This window comes from Sandarakinorhabdus cyanobacteriorum, assembly GCF_002251755.1.
GTDB lineage: Bacteria > Pseudomonadota > Alphaproteobacteria > Sphingomonadales > Sphingomonadaceae > Sandarakinorhabdus > Sandarakinorhabdus cyanobacteriorum.
In genome coordinates, this window is record NZ_NOXT01000123.1 from 99,829 (window position 1) to 116,947 (window position 17,119).

Annotated in this window: 16 protein-coding genes; 14 read left to right on the plus strand and 2 right to left on the minus strand. The window is 66.5% G+C overall.

The genetic code is table 11. The features are described 5' to 3' along the window. Positions 1-93 precede the first annotated feature (93 nt). The 12 genes from CHU93_RS14490 (at position 94) to ppdK (ending at position 13,488) form a co-directional block, all read left to right on the plus strand. Positions 94-729, plus strand: coding sequence for a Pr6Pr family membrane protein (locus tag CHU93_RS14490; RefSeq protein WP_094474867.1), 636 nt, complete (start codon positions 94-96; stop codon positions 727-729). A gap of 11 nt (positions 730-740) precedes the next feature. Beyond that, the gene (locus CHU93_RS14495) at positions 741-2,264 is read left to right on the plus strand and encodes an acyl-CoA synthetase (RefSeq protein WP_094474868.1); all 1,524 of its coding nucleotides are present in this window, start codon (positions 741-743) and stop codon (positions 2,262-2,264) included. 49 nt (positions 2,265-2,313) lie between these two features. Next, a complete protein-coding gene (locus CHU93_RS14500) occupies positions 2,314-3,183 on the plus strand; it encodes a TraB/GumN family protein (protein WP_094474869.1) in 870 nt (289 codons plus the stop codon). After that, on the plus strand, positions 3,180-3,563 hold the full coding sequence (locus CHU93_RS14505; protein ID WP_094474870.1) for a hypothetical protein: 384 nt from the start codon (positions 3,180-3,182) through the stop codon (positions 3,561-3,563). The genes CHU93_RS14500 and CHU93_RS14505 overlap by 4 nt, the downstream gene beginning before the upstream one ends. A 133-nt stretch (positions 3,564-3,696) precedes the next feature. Beyond that, entirely contained in the window at positions 3,697-4,293 is a 597-nt protein-coding gene (locus CHU93_RS14510) for a 50S ribosomal protein L25/general stress protein Ctc (RefSeq protein WP_094474871.1), read from the plus strand. A gap of 82 nt (positions 4,294-4,375) precedes the next feature. Further along, positions 4,376-4,948, plus strand: coding sequence for an aminoacyl-tRNA hydrolase (gene pth, locus CHU93_RS14515; protein WP_094474872.1), 573 nt, complete (start codon positions 4,376-4,378; stop codon positions 4,946-4,948). A 50-nt stretch (positions 4,949-4,998) separates the two neighbouring features. Next, positions 4,999-6,099: a redox-regulated ATPase YchF gene (ychF, locus tag CHU93_RS14520; RefSeq protein WP_094474873.1), complete on the plus strand. Its 1,101-nt coding sequence runs from the start codon at positions 4,999-5,001 to the stop codon at positions 6,097-6,099. A gap of 221 nt (positions 6,100-6,320) precedes the next feature. Continuing rightward, positions 6,321-7,493 (plus strand): molybdopterin-dependent oxidoreductase, encoded by a 1,173-nt coding sequence (locus tag CHU93_RS14525; protein ID WP_094474874.1) that lies wholly within the window; start codon positions 6,321-6,323, stop codon positions 7,491-7,493. Further along, positions 7,493-7,789, plus strand: a complete 297-nt coding sequence (locus tag CHU93_RS14530) for a hypothetical protein (protein WP_094474875.1) — start codon at positions 7,493-7,495, stop codon at positions 7,787-7,789. Before CHU93_RS14525 ends, CHU93_RS14530 begins: the two co-directional genes overlap by 1 nt. A 33-nt stretch (positions 7,790-7,822) precedes the next feature. Next, the gene (locus CHU93_RS14535; RefSeq protein ID WP_094474876.1) at positions 7,823-8,680 is read left to right on the plus strand and encodes a glycine--tRNA ligase subunit alpha; all 858 of its coding nucleotides are present in this window, start codon (positions 7,823-7,825) and stop codon (positions 8,678-8,680) included. After that, positions 8,677-10,755 (plus strand): glycine--tRNA ligase subunit beta, encoded by a 2,079-nt coding sequence (gene glyS, locus CHU93_RS14540; RefSeq protein WP_094474877.1) that lies wholly within the window; start codon positions 8,677-8,679, stop codon positions 10,753-10,755. Before CHU93_RS14535 ends, glyS begins: the two co-directional genes overlap by 4 nt. A 69-nt stretch (positions 10,756-10,824) precedes the next feature. Beyond that, the gene (gene ppdK / locus CHU93_RS14545; RefSeq protein ID WP_094474878.1) at positions 10,825-13,488 is read left to right on the plus strand and encodes a pyruvate, phosphate dikinase; all 2,664 of its coding nucleotides are present in this window, start codon (positions 10,825-10,827) and stop codon (positions 13,486-13,488) included. 78 nt (positions 13,489-13,566) lie between these two features. Here ppdK and CHU93_RS14550 read toward each other — a convergent pair whose 3' ends face one another. Next, positions 13,567-13,884, minus strand: coding sequence for a hypothetical protein (locus CHU93_RS14550; RefSeq protein ID WP_133064421.1), 318 nt, complete (start codon positions 13,882-13,884; stop codon positions 13,567-13,569). Between the two features lie 40 nt (positions 13,885-13,924). On the opposite strand from CHU93_RS14550, the gene CHU93_RS14555 reads away from it, so the two are divergent. Next, positions 13,925-14,887 (plus strand): alpha/beta hydrolase, encoded by a 963-nt coding sequence (locus CHU93_RS14555; protein ID WP_165768757.1) that lies wholly within the window; start codon positions 13,925-13,927, stop codon positions 14,885-14,887. Then, positions 14,884-15,993, plus strand: coding sequence for an NAD(P)/FAD-dependent oxidoreductase (locus tag CHU93_RS14560; RefSeq protein WP_094474881.1), 1,110 nt, complete (start codon positions 14,884-14,886; stop codon positions 15,991-15,993). The genes CHU93_RS14555 and CHU93_RS14560 overlap by 4 nt, the downstream gene beginning before the upstream one ends. Here CHU93_RS14560 and tgt read toward each other — a convergent pair. Further along, positions 15,969-17,114: a tRNA guanosine(34) transglycosylase Tgt gene (tgt, locus tag CHU93_RS14565; protein ID WP_094474949.1), complete on the minus strand. Its 1,146-nt coding sequence runs from the start codon at positions 17,112-17,114 to the stop codon at positions 15,969-15,971. The genes CHU93_RS14560 and tgt overlap by 25 nt on opposite strands. Positions 17,115-17,119 lie beyond the last annotated feature (5 nt).

The window sequence follows — 17,119 nt, forward strand, 5'->3', positions numbered from 1 at the left end:
GATGCTGCTTCTCCCCGGTGGGAGCCTATCAGGGCCACCCCCCAATGGCGACAGGCTTTGCGCCGGCGCAACCATGGAGTAGCAACAGGCGCGATGGAAGATTGGCTGGAACCCAAGGCAAGGGCGGCAGCGGCGGGCATCGCCATGCTGACCGGCGGGGCGTTGTTTGGCCAGATCGCGCTCGACATGATCGAAAAGGGCCGTGGGCCGTTCGAGGCCTTTGGCGGCCTGTTCGGCTATTTCACCATCTGGTCCAACGGCATCGTTGCGATGGTGGCGGGCTGGTGCGGGTTGATCGGCCGGGCGCGCGGGCCGGGCCATCCGGCCTTGCTGGCGGCCAGCACCGTGTTCATCCTGGTGGTGGGCGGGGTGTACAACACGCTGCTGGCCGGGCTGAACCATCCGCCGACCCTGCTGCGCGAACTGATCGACCATGTGTTCCACATCGCAGCGCCGGTCCTGTGGCCACTGTGGTGGCTCACCCTGCGCCCCCGCCGGCGCCTGGGCTGGGGGCATGTCTGGGCGGTGCTGCCGGTGCCGCTGCTCTATTGCGGCTGGTCGCTGTGGCGCGGCGGCGTCACCGGGAAATATGCCTATTTCTTCATCGATGTCAGCCTGTTGGGCTGGAACCAGGTGATATTGAACATTGCCGGGTTTGCCGCGCTGTTTGCCGTGCTGATGGCCGCCGCCATCGCATGGGACCAGCGCGGCCGACCGCGCAGCCGTTGAGGGGAGACCAGATGCATCCGTTCCACCACGCCACCGCCCAGCCTGACACGCCGGCGATCATCATGGCCGGCAGCGGCGAGGTGCTGACCTATGCCGGGCTGGAGGCGGAATCCAACCGCATTGCCCATCTGCTGCGCGGCCTTGGCCTGCAGCGCGGTGACAGTATCGCCATCCTGATGCTGAACGAGATGGCATTTCTTCCCATCTGCTGGGCCGCCCAGCGCGCCGGCCTCATCTTTGTCGCCATGTCCACCAAGCTGACGGCGGACGAAGCCGGCTATATCGTCACCGATTCCGGCGCCAAGGCGATCTTCTGCTCCCCGGCGCTGGCCGAGGTGGCGGTGGCGGCGACTCCCGGTCTGGCCCCGGCCGCGCGCCTGTGCACCGGCGCCGGCGCACCGGGCTGCACCGCGCTGAAGGACGCGCTTGCCGGCCTGCCCACCACCCGCATTGCCGATGAAAGCAGCGGCCGCGACATGCTCTATTCCAGCGGCACCACCGGCCGGCCCAAGGGCGTGCGCGGTGCGCTGCCGGAAGGGCCGATCGATCAGGTGGATGCGCTGAGCGGCATGGTCGCCATGCTCTACCAGTTCGGGCCGGGGATGATGTATCTGTCGCCCGCACCGCTCTATCACGCCGCGCCGCTGCGCTATTGCATGAGCGTGCACAAATTTGGCGGTACCGTCGTGGTGATGGAGAAGTTCGATCCGGAAACCTATCTGCGGCTGGTCGAGCAGTATCGCATCACCCACAGCCAGCTTGTCCCGACCATGTTCGTGCGCATGCTGAAGCTGCCCGACGATGTGCGCAGCCGTTACAATCTGTCGTCAATGAAGGTCGCCATCCATGCCGCGGCGCCCTGCCCGGTGGATGTGAAGCACGCCATGATCGCCTGGTGGGGGCCGGTGATCTATGAATATTACAGCGCCACCGAAGGGGCCGGCTTCACCGCCATTTCCCCGCAGGAATGGCTGGCGCGGCCGGGCAGCGTGGGCAAATCCATCCTGGGCGAAATCCGCATCCTCGATGACGACGGCAACCGGTTGGGGCCCAACCAGGTTGGCCGCATTTTCTTCCACGGTGGCAGCAGCTTTTCCTACCACAATGATCCCGAAAAGACCGCGAGCGTGATGACCGAGCACGGCGCCACGTTCGGCGATATCGGCCGGGTGGACGAGGATGGCTATCTGTTCCTCACCGATCGCCAGGCCTTCATGATCATTTCGGGCGGCGTGAACGTCTATCCGCAAGAGGCTGAGAATACGCTGATTTCGCATCCGGATGTGGCCGACGTCGCGGTGTTCGGCATTCCCGACGAGGTGATGGGGGAGGCTGTGCATGCAGTGGTGCAACCGCGCGACATGGCCAAGGCTGGCCCCGATCTGGAGGCCGAACTGCTCGATTATGTGCGCAGCCGGCTGAGCCATGTGAAATGCCCCAAGCGCATCGATTTCCGCGCCGAACTGCCCCGCCATGACACCGGCAAGCTCTACAAGCGGCTGCTCAAGGACGAATATTGGGCAAAGGCGGGATGAGGCGCAACGTCGCCGTTGCGGTGCCTCTGCTGCCTGCTAAGGGGGCAGCATGAACCTGTTGCGCCGGCTCTTTCTTGCTGTTGCCTTGCTGTTGGCGGCGCCAGCATTTGCCGTGCCGGCGATGTGGCAGGTTGGCGAAGGCGACCGGATGGTGACCATTTACGGCACCATCCATGCCCTGCCCACGCCAGAACCCGGCAAAGACTGGTTGACGCCTGCTGCCGCTGCTGCCTTTGCCAAGGCCGATGCGTTGGTGGTGGAGGCGGTGTTTCCGGAAAACCCGGCAACCATGCAGGCCAGCGTGATGCGGCTTGGCCTGCTGCCCGCTCCCAGCCCGATCCTGGACCGGGTGCCCGCCGATCTGCGGCCCAAGCTTGCCAGTCTGATCCAGCAATCCGGCCTGCCGGCGTCGGTGTTTGACCGGATGAAAAGCTGGTTTGCCGCGATCACGCTGGTGCAGATGGAATTGGCCCGCGCCGGGCTTGATCCATCCAAGGGGGTGGATGTGAGCCTGGTGGCCAAGGCGCGTGCCGCCGGGCGCACGCTGATCGGGCTTGAAACGCCCGAGGGGCAATTGGGCCTGTTCGATGCGCTGTCCGAGGCGGATCAGCGCTTGCTGCTCGCATCGGCGGTGGTGGAGGCTGGTGACACGGCCGGCCAGATGCAGGCGCTGGTGGCTGCCTGGCAGGCTGGCGATGTGGAGCGCATCCTGAAGGATTTCGACGATTCCAGCCTGTCGCCGTCGGTGTATGCCGCGCTGTTCAAGCGACGCAACACCGCCTGGGCGGATTGGGTAGAGGCCCGGTTGAAACAGCCGGGCCGGAATTTCATGGCGGTGGGTGCGGCCCATATGGCCGGGCCTGACAGCCTGATCGCCATCTTGTCCGCCCGCGGCCTCAAGGTGCGGCGGGTGGAATGAGACGCTGGCTCGCCCCTGTTGCGCTGGTTGCGCTGCTATCGGCCTGTTCGGGTGTGGACGAGCCGGCGGCGCATGCCGTGGTTGATCGCTTTCACGCGGCGTTGAACGCCGGCGATTGGGGGGCGATTGATACCATGCTCACCCAGGATGCCAGGGCGCTGCGCCCTGGCATCGGCACGGCGCGGGCATTCGGCAATCTGATCGAACGGCATGGCCGCTATCTGGGTGGCGAACTGGCGGGCATCACCGCCGAAGATGGTCGCACCACACTGGCCTGGGCCGCCAAATATGAGAAGGGCCCGGTTTCGGAGCTGTTCGTGCTGCGCGAAGAGGCCGGCGCGCTGAAGATCGAAAGCTTCACCGACAATCCAGAACCCTGAGGCCAGAACCCTGATGGCCGCTTGCCAAAGCGGGCCTGATCGCCTATGCGCGCCGCTTCACACGGCCACCGCCATTTTCGCATCCCTGGAGGCGGGGGTGACCGGGTGATTTCATAACCATCAGGAGCGAGCAATGAGCGAAACCTTCAAGCTCGCGGCTGAACTTCGCGCCAAGGCAGGCAAGGGAGCCTCCCGCGCGATCCGCCGCGAAGGCCGTGTCCCGGCCGTGATCTATGGCGCTGGCGAAGCCGCGACCACCATCCACGTCGAGGAAAAGATCCTCGTCCGCCAGCTGCACACTGGCCATTTCATGAACGCCATCGTCGAGCTGGAGCTGGACGGCACCACCATCCGCACCCTGCCGCGCGATGTCGCCTTCCATCCGGTCACCGATCGGCCGATCCATGTCGATTTCCTGCGCCTGACCGGCAACGCCGTCGTCACCGTGACGGTGCCGGTGCACTTCGTCGATCAGGAACTGTCGGCCATCAAGCAGGGCGCCATGCTGAACATCGTCGCCCACGAGCTGAAGCTGGATTGCCCCGGCGATGCCATCCCGGATGACATCACCATCAGCCTGGCTGGCCTGCAGGTCGGCGCGTCGATCCACATCGGCGACGTGAAGCTGCCCGAAGGCGTGAAGCCGCACGGCCGCGAGACCGGCCTGACCATCGCCACCATCGTGGCGCCGAAGGGCATGATCAGCGACGCGGGCGACAACAACGCCTGATCCACGGGCATTGATGCTGCGTTTTGCGGGGCAGGGGAGCAATCCCTTGCCCCGTTTGCGTGTTTGGGGGTAGCGGCGCGCCATGCACATCCTGGTTGGCCTCGGCAATCCGGGGGCGCAATACGCGCTCCACCGCCACAATGTCGGCTTCATGGCGATTGATGCCATGGCCGCGCGCTGGTCCATCGGGCCGTTTCGCCCACGTTTTCAGGGCCTGGCCGCCGAAGGGCGGATCGGTTCGGCGCGCGTGCTGCTGCTGAAACCGGCGACCTTCATGAACGAAAGCGGCCGCAGCGTGGCTGAGGCGGTGCGCTTTTTCAAAGTTGATCCGGCAGCCGCCTTGAGCGTGTTCTACGACGAGCTCGACCTGGCGCCGTTCAAGGTGAAGATCAAGCACGGCGGCGGTGCGGCTGGGCACAACGGCATCCGGTCCATCGATGCTCATCTCGGCCCGGATTGGCGGCGGGTGCGCATCGGCATCGGCCATCCCGGCCACAAGGATCGGGTGACCGGCCATGTGCTGGGCAATTTTGCCAAGGCAGAAATGGGCCCGCTGGCCGATCTGCTGGGCGTGCTGGCCGATGAACTGCCCACGCTGCTGGCCGGCGACGAGCCGCGCTATCTGTCAGACCTCGCGCTCAGGTTGCAGGCTTGAGGCCGGCGCTTTAAAGGCCGCGCCAACCATCTTTCATCGGAAAAGACCTTATGCCCATCCGCGTCGGTATCGTCGGCCTGCCCAATGTCGGCAAATCCACCCTGTTCAATGCGCTCACCGAAACCGCGGCGGCGCAGGCGGCCAATTATCCTTTCTGCACGATCGAGCCGAACGTCGGCAATGTCGCGGTGCCCGATCCGCGGCTGAACCGGCTGGCGGCGCTGGCAAAAAGCCAGAAGATCATCGAGACGCAGCTGGGCTTCACCGATATCGCCGGCCTGGTGAAGGGCGCGTCGAAGGGCGAAGGCCTGGGCAACCAGTTTCTGGCCAACATCCGCGAGACCGATGCCATTGCCCATGTGCTGCGCTGTTTCGAGGATGATGATGTCACCCACGTCGCCGGCCGGGTGAACCCGGTGGAGGATGCCGAAACGGTCGAGACAGAGCTGATGCTGGCCGATCTGGAAAGCCTGGAAAAGCGGCTGCCGGCCCTCACCAAGAAGGCGGCGCAGGGCGACAAGGACGCCAAGGTGCAGGTGGCGGCGCTGACGCCGGTGCTGGAGCTGTTGCGCGCTGGCAAGCCGGCCCGCCTGGCAGAACCGAAGGACGAGGAGGAGGCCCGCGCGCTGAAGAATGCGCAGCTGCTGACCACCAAGCCGGTGCTCTATGTCTGCAATGTCGAGGAGGCCAGCGCCGCCACCGGCAATGCCCACAGCGAGGCCGTGGTGAAGATGGCGGCCGGCATCGGCGCCAAGGCGGTGGTGGTTTCGGCCGCGATCGAGGCGGAAATCGCCACGATGGAGCCGGCCGACCGGCAGGAATATCTGGAAAGCCTGGGGCTCGCCGAAACCGGCCTCGCCCGCGTGGTGCGCGCCGCCTATGAATTGCTGGGCCTGATCACCTTCTTCACGGTGGGGCCCAAGGAGGCCCGTGCGTGGACGGTGAAGAAGGGCGCCCGCGCGCCGCAGGCGGCCGGGGAAATCCACGGTGATTTCGAAAAGAAATTCATCCGCGCCGAAACCATCGCCTTTGATGATTATGTCACGCTGGGCGGCGAAACGGCCGCCAAGGAAGCCGGCAAGCTGCGCGCCGAAGGCAAGGATTATGTCGTCGCCGATGGTGATGTGATGCATATATTGCACGGTGCGTGATCCCGAAATCCTCCCCCTCTGGGGGAGGTGCCGACCGCAGGGCGGCGGAGGGGGCAGGCGTGCGCCAATCCCATCGCTGATGGGGTTCTTGCGGGCCCCCTCCGCCCTGCGGGCACCTCCCCCAGAGGGGGAGGATTTGGGGGGACAGGATTGCACGCGGAGCACAACAGACCAAAATGGAATTGGTGGCGCTGGTGCCATCAAGGCGCTAAACCAGCCCCATGCTCACCCGCCGCACCCTGATCGCCTCTGCCTTGGCCGCTCCGGCCGCCGCTCAGGTCGATCTGGGCTTTGCCGACAATGGCATGCGGCCGACCACCCGCGCCTTTCCGCAAAAGGGCGAGATGATCCTGCAGCGCTCCACCCCGCCGCTGCTGGAAACGCCCTTGTCCGTTTTCGACGCCAATGATTTCACGCCGAATGACCGGTTTTTCGTGCGTTGGCATTATCCGTTCCCGCTCCAAATCGATCCGGCAAAGCATCGCCTGCGCATCGCCGGCCATGTCGCCAAGCCGCTGTCGCTGTCCCTCGCCGATCTCGCGCGGCTGCCGCGCGTTGCCATTGCGGCGGTGAACCAGTGTGCCGGCAATGGCCGTGGGCTGTTCAGCCCCCGTGTGGCCGGTGCGCAATGGGCCAATGGCGCCATGGGCAATGCCCTGTGGGAAGGCGTGCGGCTGAAGGATGTGCTGGCCCTGGCTGGCGTGAAGGCCGGGGCGGTGGCGGTGCGCTGCGGCGGGCTCGACACGCCGCTGGTGGACAATGCGCCCGACTTTGAAAAGTCACTGCCGATCGACCACGCCCTTTCGGATGACGTGCTGATCGCCTGGAGCATGAACGGCACCGCCCTGCCGCTGCTCAACGGCTTTCCGCTGCGGCTGGTGGTGCCCGGCTGGTATTCGACCTATTGGGTCAAGATGCTGGACGCCATCGAGGTGCTGGCCAAGCCCGACGATGGCTATTGGATGGCCAAGGCCTATCTGCAGCCGGCCAATGCCCTGGCCGATATTGCGCCCGGCGCGCCCGCCGGCCCGCGTGTGCCGGTCACCACCATGCGGCCGCGCGCCCTTGTCACCAACATCGCCAGCGGCACCAAGCTGCCGGCCCGGGCGTTGACCCCCATTCAGGGGGTCGCGCTCGGCGGGGATCATGGCGTGACCAGCGTGGAACTGTCGGCCGATGCCGGGCGCAGCTGGGTGCCGGCGCAGCTGGGTCCGGACCATGGCCGCTACAGCTTCCGCCGCTTCCGGGGCGCATTGGCACTGGCACCGGGCCGCCATCTCATCCTCGCCCGGGCGAAGAATGCCGCCGGGGTGGAGCAGCCGTTGGGCCAGAACTGGAACCCCAGCGGATACAACCGCGCCGGCATCGAGCCGGTCGCCGTGGAGATCATCTGATGCGCCTCGCTGTCGCGCTCGCCGCCATAGCCCTGATCGCCGCCGCGCCGCCCACGCGCCGGGTCGCGGTGGCGCTGCCTGATGCGGAGGGGCTGCTGCCCGAACGCTATAGCGTGTCGTCCGAAGCCGCCAACAACAACTGCCTCGCCTGCCATTCGGCCGCGATGATCACCGCCCAGCCGCGTCTGACCCGGGTGCAATGGGGCGAAACCATCGCCAAGATGCGCAATGTCTATGGCGCGCCGATCGATCCGGCTGATGACAAGGCGATCCTGGATTGGCTTGTCGCTGATTGACCTTGCCATGCTGCGGCCGCTAAGGCGCGTGCCGTGAGCAAGCCACTTTCCTTCCAGTCGATGATCCTTGCGCTCCAGCAATATTGGGGCGCGCAAGGCTGCGTGATCCTGCAGCCTTATGACCTTGAGGTCGGCGCCGGCACGTTCCACCCGGCCACCACCTTGCGCAGCCTGGGGCCGCAACACTGGAACGCCTGCTATGTGCAGCCCAGCCGCCGGCCATCGGATGGCCGTTATGGCGAGAATCCCAACCGGCTGCAGCATTATTATCAGTTCCAGGTCATCCTGAAGCCCAGCCCGCCCGATCTCATTGGCCTTTATCTCGGCAGCCTCGATGCCATCGGCATCGACCGGCATCGCCACGATATCCGCTTTGTCGAGGATGACTGGGAAAGCCCCACGCTGGGCGCCTGGGGCCTGGGCTGGGAGGTGTGGTGCGACGGCATGGAAGTCTCGCAATTCACCTATTTCCAGCAGGTGGCGGGCCATGATTGCGCGCCGGTGGCGGGGGAACTCACCTATGGGCTGGAACGCCTCGCCATGTATATCCAGGGCGTCGAGAGCATTTACGATCTCGCTTACAACGATGCCGGCGTGACCTATGGCGATGTGTTCCTGAAGAACGAACAGCAGTTCAGCGCCTATAATTTCGAGGCGGCCAACACCGAGCGGCTGTTCCAGCATTTCAAGGATGTCAGCGAGGAGTGCCGGGCGCTTGCCAGCCGGGGCCTGCCGCTGCCGGCCTATGACCAGGCCATCAAGGCCAGCCACATCTTCAACCTGTTGAATGCCCGCGGCGTGATCAGTGTCGCCGAACGCCAGGCCTATATCGGCCGGGTGCGCGATCTGGTGAAGGCGGTGGCCGACGTGTGGGTGGAGCAGGTGAAGTGAAGTTCCTCCTCGAGCTGCAATCCGAAGAAATCCCGGCCCGCATGCAGGCGGCGGCGGCCGAGCAGCTGAAGACCCGCTTTGTCGAGGCGATGAAGGCCGCCGGTCTTGCCCATGGCACGGTGACGGCCGATGCAACGCCGCGCCGGTTGTGGCTGCTGGCCGATGATGTGGCCGCCGCCTCCGCAGGAAGTGCCGAAGAGGTGAAGGGCCCGGCCGCCACCGCCCCGGCGCAGGCCATCGAGGGCTTCCTGAAAAAGACCGGCCTGACCCGCGAGCAGCTGGAAGAGCGCGAGACGCCGAAGGGCGTGGTGCTGTTTGCCGTGATCCGCCGCGAAGGCCGGACGGCGGCCGAGATATTGGCCGAGGCCATTCCGCAGATCGTCACCGGCTTTGCCTGGCCCAAGTCGATGCGCTGGGGCGCTGCCAGTGCCTCCACGGCAAGCCCACGTTGGGTGCGGCCATTGACCGGCATTTTGGCGCTGCTGGATCATGATGTGGTGCCGTGCAGCGTGTTCGGCCTCACCTCTGGCCGGGAAACGCGCGGCCATCGCATCCATGCGCCGGGCGTCCTCAGCATCACCAGCGCCGAAACCTGGGCCGACCAGCTGCGCGCCGCCCATGTGCTGGTGGCGAGCGCCGAGCGCCAGCAGATCATCGCCACCCGCGCCGAGGCCTTGGCGGCAGACGCTGGCCTGACGCTGATCCCCGATGCCGGGCTGGTGGCGGAAAATGCCGGGCTGACCGAATGGCCGGTGCCGCTGCTGGGCCGCTTTGATCCCGATTTCCTGAGTGTGCCGCGCGAGGTGATCGTGCTGACCATGCGCACCAACCAGAAATATTTTGCGCTGGCCGACAGCGCGGGCGCGCTCGCCCCGGCCTTCATCTGTGTCGCCAATCTGGAGGCGAACGACGGCGGCGCCGCCATCATCAATGGCAACCAGCGCGTGCTTTCCGCCCGCCTGTCCGATGCGCGCTTCTTCTGGGAACAGGATCTGGCCGCCGTGAAGGCCAATGGGTTGGAGGGTTTCCTGCCCAAATTGTCCGACATCGTGTTCCACGAGAGGCTGGGCACGCTGGCCGAGAAGGTGGAGCGGGTGGCGGCGCTGGCACGCTGGCTGTGCGAAAGCGGCGCGCTGCCGGCCGATCCGGCGCTGGCGGAACGGGCAGCGCGGCTGGCCAAGGCCGATCTCGTCTCGGCCACGGTGGGCGAATTTCCGGAAGTGCAGGGCCTGATCGGCCGCTATCTCGCGCTGGCCGTGGGCATCGATCCCGCCATCGCTGATGCTATCCGTGATCATTACAAGCCAGCTGGCCAGGGCGATGATGTGCCGACCCAGCCTGTCAGTGTGGCGGTGGCGCTGGCGGACAAGCTGGATACGCTGTTTGGCTTCTTCAGCGCCGACATGCCGCCGACGGGGTCCAAGGATCCGTTTGCGCTGCGTCGTCAAGCGCTGGGCGTGCTGTCGATTCTGTCCGCATCGGAAACCCGCCTGCCGCTTCGTGCTGTCATGCGCCAGTATATTGTCCTTCAGAAACTGTCTGGATTTGAAGCTGGCTGGATGAGCCAGTTGATGGACTTCTTCGCCGACCGCCTGAAGGTTCAGCAACGCGAAGCCGGCGTCCGTCACGACCTGATCGATGCCGTGTTCGCGCTTGGTGGCGAGGACGACTTCGTCCGCCTGCTTGCCCGCGTGAAGGCGTTGCAGGCCTTTGTCGAAACCGAGGACGGCACCAACCTGCTCGCCGGCTACAAGCGGACGGCAAATATCCTGAAGGCGGCGGAGAAGGACCCTCCCAGCGCCGAGCCGGCTACCGGCATTGGCGACGGGGCCGAGGCTGCGTTGTCCGATGCGCTGGATGCGGCGCTGCCGCAGGCGCAGGCTGCGGTGGCCGATGAACGCTTCACCGATGCCATGGCGGCACTGGCCGCACTGCGCGGGCCGGTGGATGGATTTTTCGACGCCGTGATGGTCAACGATCCCGACCCGGCAGTGCGGGCGCGGCGTTTGGCCCTGCTGGCGCGGTTCCGCGATGCGGTGCATGGCGTGGCGGACTTTTCACATATCGAAGGCTGATCGGCAGCCGTCATAGGGGGTATGGCGGCCGTGGCTGGCAACGCGAAGTTTCAAAGGGTGCACGGGGCAATGACCAAGTCAGTCTTCAAGTTCGGCGGCGGCACGGCCGAGGGCGACGCCAAACAGAAGGAACTGCTGGGCGGCAAGGGCGCTAACCTGGCCGAAATGGCCGGCATCGGCCTGCCGGTGCCCCCGGGCCTCACCATCGCCACGCACGTGTGCGCGGCCTATTATGACGCCGGCGGCAAGCTGCCCGATGAAGTCGCCCGCGACGTGCTGGAGGCGCTGGCCTTTGTGGAGGGCGTGACGGGCAAGCACTTTGGCGATGCCAGCAACCCGCTGCTCGTCTCCGTCCGCTCCGGCGCGCGCGTGTCGATGCCTGGCATGATGGACACGGTGCTGAACCTGGGCCTCAACGACGTGACGGTGGAAGGCCTCGCCACCGCGTCGGGCAATGAGCGCTTCGCGTGGGACAGCTATCGCAGGTTCATCCAGATGTATGGCGATGTCGTTCTGGGCCTTGACCATTATCTGTTTGAAGACGCGCTGGAAATCGCCAAGGAAGACAAGGGCGTCACGCAGGACACCGGCCTCGACGCCGGGGATCTGAAGGCCCTGGTTGGCCGCTACAAGGCGATTGTCGAGCAGGCCCTGGGCTGGCCCTTCCCGCAGGACCCACATGAGCAATTGTGGGGCGCGATTGGCGCGGTGTTCGGTTCCTGGCGCTCTGACCGCGCGCGCACCTATCGCCGGCTGAACGATATTCCCGAAAGCTGGGGCACGGCGGTGAACGTGCAGGCCATGGTGTTCGGCAATCTGGGCGACACGTCGGCCACCGGCGTGGCCTTCACCCGCGATCCCAGCACGGGCGAAAAGGCCTGGTACGGCGAATATCTGATCAACGCGCAAGGCGAGGATGTTGTGGCCGGCATCCGCACCCCGCAATATCTGACCAAGGCAGCGCGCGAAAAGGCCGGCGCCAAGGCGGCGTCGATGGAAGAGGCGATGGGGCAAGTCTTCACCGAACTCGGCCGGGTGTTCGACCTGCTGGAAGGCCATTATCGCGACATGCAGGATATCGAATTCACGGTGGAGGATGGCCGCCTGTGGATGCTGCAGACGCGCAGCGGCAAGCGCACCGCCAAGGCCGCGCTGAAGATTGCGGTGGACATGGTGGCCGAAGGGCTGATCAGCGAGGCCGAAGCCGTGCTGCGCGTGGAAGCCGCCGCACTGGACCAACTGCTGCACCCGACGCTCGACCCCAAGGCCCCGCGCGACGTGATCGCCCGCGGCCTGCCCGCCAGCCCCGGTGCCGCCAGCGGCGCCGTGGTGTTTGACAGTGATACGGCCGAACAGAAGGCCCGCGCCGGCGAAGCAGTGATCCTGGTGCGCACCGAAACATCGCCTGAGGATATTCACGGCATGCACGCGGCGCGCGGCATCCTGACGGCGCGCGGTGGCATGACCAGCCACGCCGCCGTGGTGGCGCGCGGCATGGGCCGCCCCTGCGTGTCGGGTGCCGGCAGCATCAGCATCGACATGGCCACCCGCGCCATGAGCTGCGGCGGCCGCCGCATCGTGGAAGGGGAGCGTATCACCCTGGATGGCGCCACCGGCGATGTGATGCTGGGCGAAGTGGCGACGGTGGAACCCGATCTGTCGGGCGATTTCGGCGCGCTGATGGTTTGGGCCGACAAGCATCGCCGCCTGAAGGTGCGCACCAACGCCGAAACCCCGGCCGATTGCCGGGTGGCACGCCAGTTCGGGGCCGAGGGCATTGGCCTGTGCCGCACCGAGCATATGTTCTTCGAACCCAGCCGCATCACCGCCGTGCGCCGCATGATCCTGGCCGAGGACACCGCGGGGCGCGCTGCGGCGCTGGCCGAGCTGTTGCCCGAGCAGCGGGCCGATTTCGCCGAGATTTTCCGCGTCATGGCCGGCTTGCCGGTGACGATCCGCCTGCTCGATCCGCCGCTGCACGAATTCCTGCCGCATGATGATGCCGGCTTTGCCGAAGTGGCCGCCGCCACTGGGCTGGCCGAATCGCTGGTGCGCCGCCGCATCGGCGAACTGCACGAATTCAACCCGATGCTGGGCCATCGTGGCTGCCGGCTGGGCATCACCTACCCCGAAATCTATGCCATGCAGGCCCGCGCCATTTTCGAGGCCGCGGTGCTGGTGGCCCAGGAAACCGGCGAGGCCGTGGTGCCCGAAGTGATGGTGCCGCTGGTCGCCACCCCGCGCGAACTGGAAATCACCAAGGCGGTGATCGATGCGGAAGCGGCCACCGTGTTCGCCGAAACCGGCACCACATTGGAATATCTGGTCGGCACCATGATCGAGCTGCCGCGCGCCGCCCTGCGCGCTGCCGAAATCGCCGACCATGCCCAGTTCTTCAGCTTTGGCACCAACGACTTGACCCAGACCACGCTGGGCATCAGCCGCGACGATGCGGCGCGCTTCCTCGGGCCCTATGTGGAGCAGGGCATTTATCCGAAGGACCCGTTTGTCTCCATCGATGAAGACGGTGTCGGCGAACTGGTCAGCCTTGCGGCTGAGCGTGGGCGCGGCGTGAAGTTGGGCCTGAAGCTGGGCATCTGCGGCGAGCATGGCGGCGATCCGGCCAGCATCGCTTTCTGCGAGCGGCTGGAGCTCGATTATGTCTCCTGCTCGCCCTATCGCGTGCCGATCGCCCGGCTGGCGGCGGCGCAGGCGGCGTTGAAGCGGGGCTGAGCCCTCAGCGCCGCCACATCCACCAGCCGGTCGCAAAGCCGGCCAGCACCCACAGCCATATCTCGGCAAACAGTGCCATCAGCGCTCCTCCCACCGCGCATCGATGATGAGCGGATGGTGACGCAGCCGGGCAAGAATGGCGGCGCGGGTTTCCCGGTCGGCCGTGCCGGAAAGATAGGCGATGCGGGCAGGATGGCTGCGCGGCGGGCGGAAACTGATGCTGCCATCGTCAACCTCATGCACGGCCAGTGCCCGTTGCGCCGCCCAGCCCAGCCGGCCGATGATGGTATAGCCTTCCACCACCATCCCGCCACGTGCCAGCACCACGGTGGCCGCCAGCCCGGTCAACAATTTCACGCTGTTGTGCATCGCCCACAGCGGTAGGGCTTTGGCCAAAGGCTGGCAAGCACCGGCAGAGGCGGCTATGCCATGCGCCATGGCCGCTGAACATGTTCCCGAACCCGATGACTGGTTGCGCCGGCACCGCCTGCCCGACGGCGCCGAACAAAGCCATGTGCTGATGCCCGATGGCTGGCCGGTGCGGGTGGTGCATCTGCCCCAGCGCGACAAGGGCCATATCCTGATCCTTACCGGGCGGGCCGATTTCGCCGAGAAATATGCCGAGGTTCTGCACGATCTTGCCGATGCCGGCTGGGGCGCGACCATCTTCGATTGGCGCGGCCAGGGCCTGTCGCGGCGGGTGGGGAAGACGCCCCAGCATGGCGCGTCACCCGGCTTTCCTGTCTGGCTGCGCGATCTGGCCAGCATGATCGAATGGGCCAGCGCCCGCAGCGATGGCCCCCTGGTGGCAATGGCCCATTCGATGGGCGGCCATCTGCTGCTGCGCCATCTGGCGGCTGGCGGCGGCGGTGTGGCGCGGGCGGTGCTGCTGGCGCCGATGATCGGACTCAATGTGCAGCCAGTGGGCCCGGGTATCGGCCGCTGGCTGGCCGGCGTGCAGGTGGTGCGCGGCAAGGGCGATGATTATGTGTGGGGCGGCGGCCCCTGGCAGCCCGGACGTCCCGGCGAACAGCGGCAACGCTGGCTGACCAGCGATATCGAACGGTTTCGCGATGAAAGCTGGTGGATCGGCACCTATCCCGCGCTGGCGCTCGGCAGTGTCACCTGGGGATGGCTGGATGATGCCTTCGCCAGCATTGACGCGTTGACGGCGCCGGGCGCAGCCGAAGGCATTGCGACCCCCGTGCAATTCCAGATACCGGCCCGCGATGGCCTGGTCGATTGCGCGGCCACCCGCCGTCTCGCCGCCCGCATCCCCGGCGCGCAGCTGATCGAATATGCTGACGGTGCCCACGAACTGCTGCGGGAGGCTGATCCGCTGCGCCAGCAGGTGCTGGCCGATGCGCTTGCCTTCCTGGACATGATCAGCCTGCCATGAGTGACTTCGACATTGCCATCATCGGGGCCGGAATTGCGGGCGCCAGTACGGCCTGGTCACTGCTGCAGGCCGCCCCGGGCTTGCGCATCGCCCTGATCGAGATGGAGACCCGGCCTGGCTATCACACCACCGGGCGGTCGGCGGCTTTCTGGGTGGAAAGCTATGGCGGGCCGGCGATCGTGCCGTTGTCCCGCGCATCGCGTGGGTTTTTCGGCGCGCCACCGGCCGGCTTTGGTCCATTGCTGGCGCCGCGCCCGGCATTGACCGTGGCAGCGCCCGATGATCCTGGCGGCCTGGAACGGGTGGCGGCCGAGTATGATGAGGGCGGTGTCGCTTATCGCTGGCTGGATGCCGCCGCCATGGCCGCCCTGCCATCGGGGCCGATGCTGCGTCCGGAATGGAACCGGCGCGGCCTGGTGGAGGATGATTGCCACGATATCGATGTGGCGTCGCTGCACCAGGGCTTTCTGCGCGGCGTTGATGGGGCCCGGCCCACATTGATCACCAATGCCGAAGTGACCGGTCTTGATCGCAACGGCGGCCGGTGGCGTATCACCACCCGCGCCGGGGAATTCACCGCCGCCACGCTCGTCAATGCGGCGGGTGCCTGGGCGGATGCCGTCGCGGTGCTGGCAGGGGCCGCCCCGCGCGGCGTGCAGCCGCTCAGGCGCACCATGGCGGTGCTGCGCCTCGATCCGCCGCCGCCGGCCGATCTGATGGTCGTGCTGGAAGCGGCCGGGCGCTTCTATTTCAAGCCGGATGGCGGCCGGCTCTGGCTGTCCCCCCACGATGAAACGCCCGACGTGGCGCATGACGTGCGACCCGACGAGCTTGATCTTGCCATGGTGATCGACCGGTTCGAGCAGGCGACCACGGTGACGGTGCAGCGGCTCGAATCCAGTTGGGCCGGCCTCAGAAGCTTTGCGCCCGACCGGGTGCCGTTGTTCGGGTTTGACGCCGGGGTTGATGGGCTGTTCTGGTGTGCCGGCCAGGGCGGCTTTGGCATCCAGACGGCGCCGGCCGCCGGCCGCCTGTGCGCGGCGCTGTTGCTGGGCAACACGCCGCCGCTGGACCCTGCGCCCTATCTCGTCACGCGGGCGTTGTAACGGGCCAGGAAACCTGCCGCAAAATCGGTCAGCGTGCCGGCGGCAATGGCGGCGCGCAAACCCGCCATCAGCTGCTGGTAAAAGCCGATATTGTGCTGGGTCAGCAACATGGCGCCCAGCATCTCGCCCGCCTTGATGAGATGGTGGAGATAGGCGCGGCTGGCCGCATCGGGGCCATGGCACACCGGGCAGCGGCAATCCTCATCCAGGGGGCGCAGATCCTCGGCATGGGCGGCATTGCGCAGATTGAGCGGGCCATCATGAGTGAAGGCCTGGCCGTTGCGCCCCGAACGGGTGGGCAGCACGCAATCAAACATGTCCACCCCGCGCACCACGGCGCCCACGATGTCATCCGGCTTGCCGACACCCATCAGATAGCGCGGGGCGGTTTCGGGCAGCTGATCGGTGGCATAATCCAGCACGCCAAACATCGCCGGCTGGCCTTCGCCCACAGCGAGCCCGCCGATGGCATAGCCGTCAAAGCCGATGGCGCGCAGCGCCGTGGCGGATTCGGCGCGCAACCGTTCGTCGAGCCCGCCCTGCTGGATGCCGAACAGCGCGGCGCCGGCCGCATGTTCGCCGCCGGCATCAAAGGCCGCCCGGCTGCGCACCGCCCAGCGCATGGAGCGTTCCATGGCGGCGGCGACCTGTTCGCGTGGGGCGGGCAGGGCGACCAGTTCGTCAAAGGCCATCACGATATCGCTGCCCAACAGGCGCTGGATCTCCATCGAACGTTCCGGGCTCATCAGATGGCGGCTGCCATCAAGATGGCTGGCAAAGGTCACGCCCTCTTCGCTGCGCTTGGTGAGGGACGACAGGCTCATCACCTGATACCCGCCGCTGTCGGTCAGGATCGGGCGGTTCCAGCCCATGAAGCGGTGCAGGCCGCCCAGGCGATGGATCCGTTCGGCCGTGGGGCGCAGCATCAGGTGATAGGTGTTGCCCAGGATGATGTCCGCCCCAGCCGCGCGCACCTCGGATGTGCGCATCGCCTTCACCGTCGCGGCCGTGCCCACCGGCATGAAGGCCGGCGTGCGGATCTCGCCACGCCGCATGGCGATGGTGCCAGTGCGGGCCTTGCCGGACCGGGCGTGGATGGTGAACTGGAAACGCGGGGGCATCATGG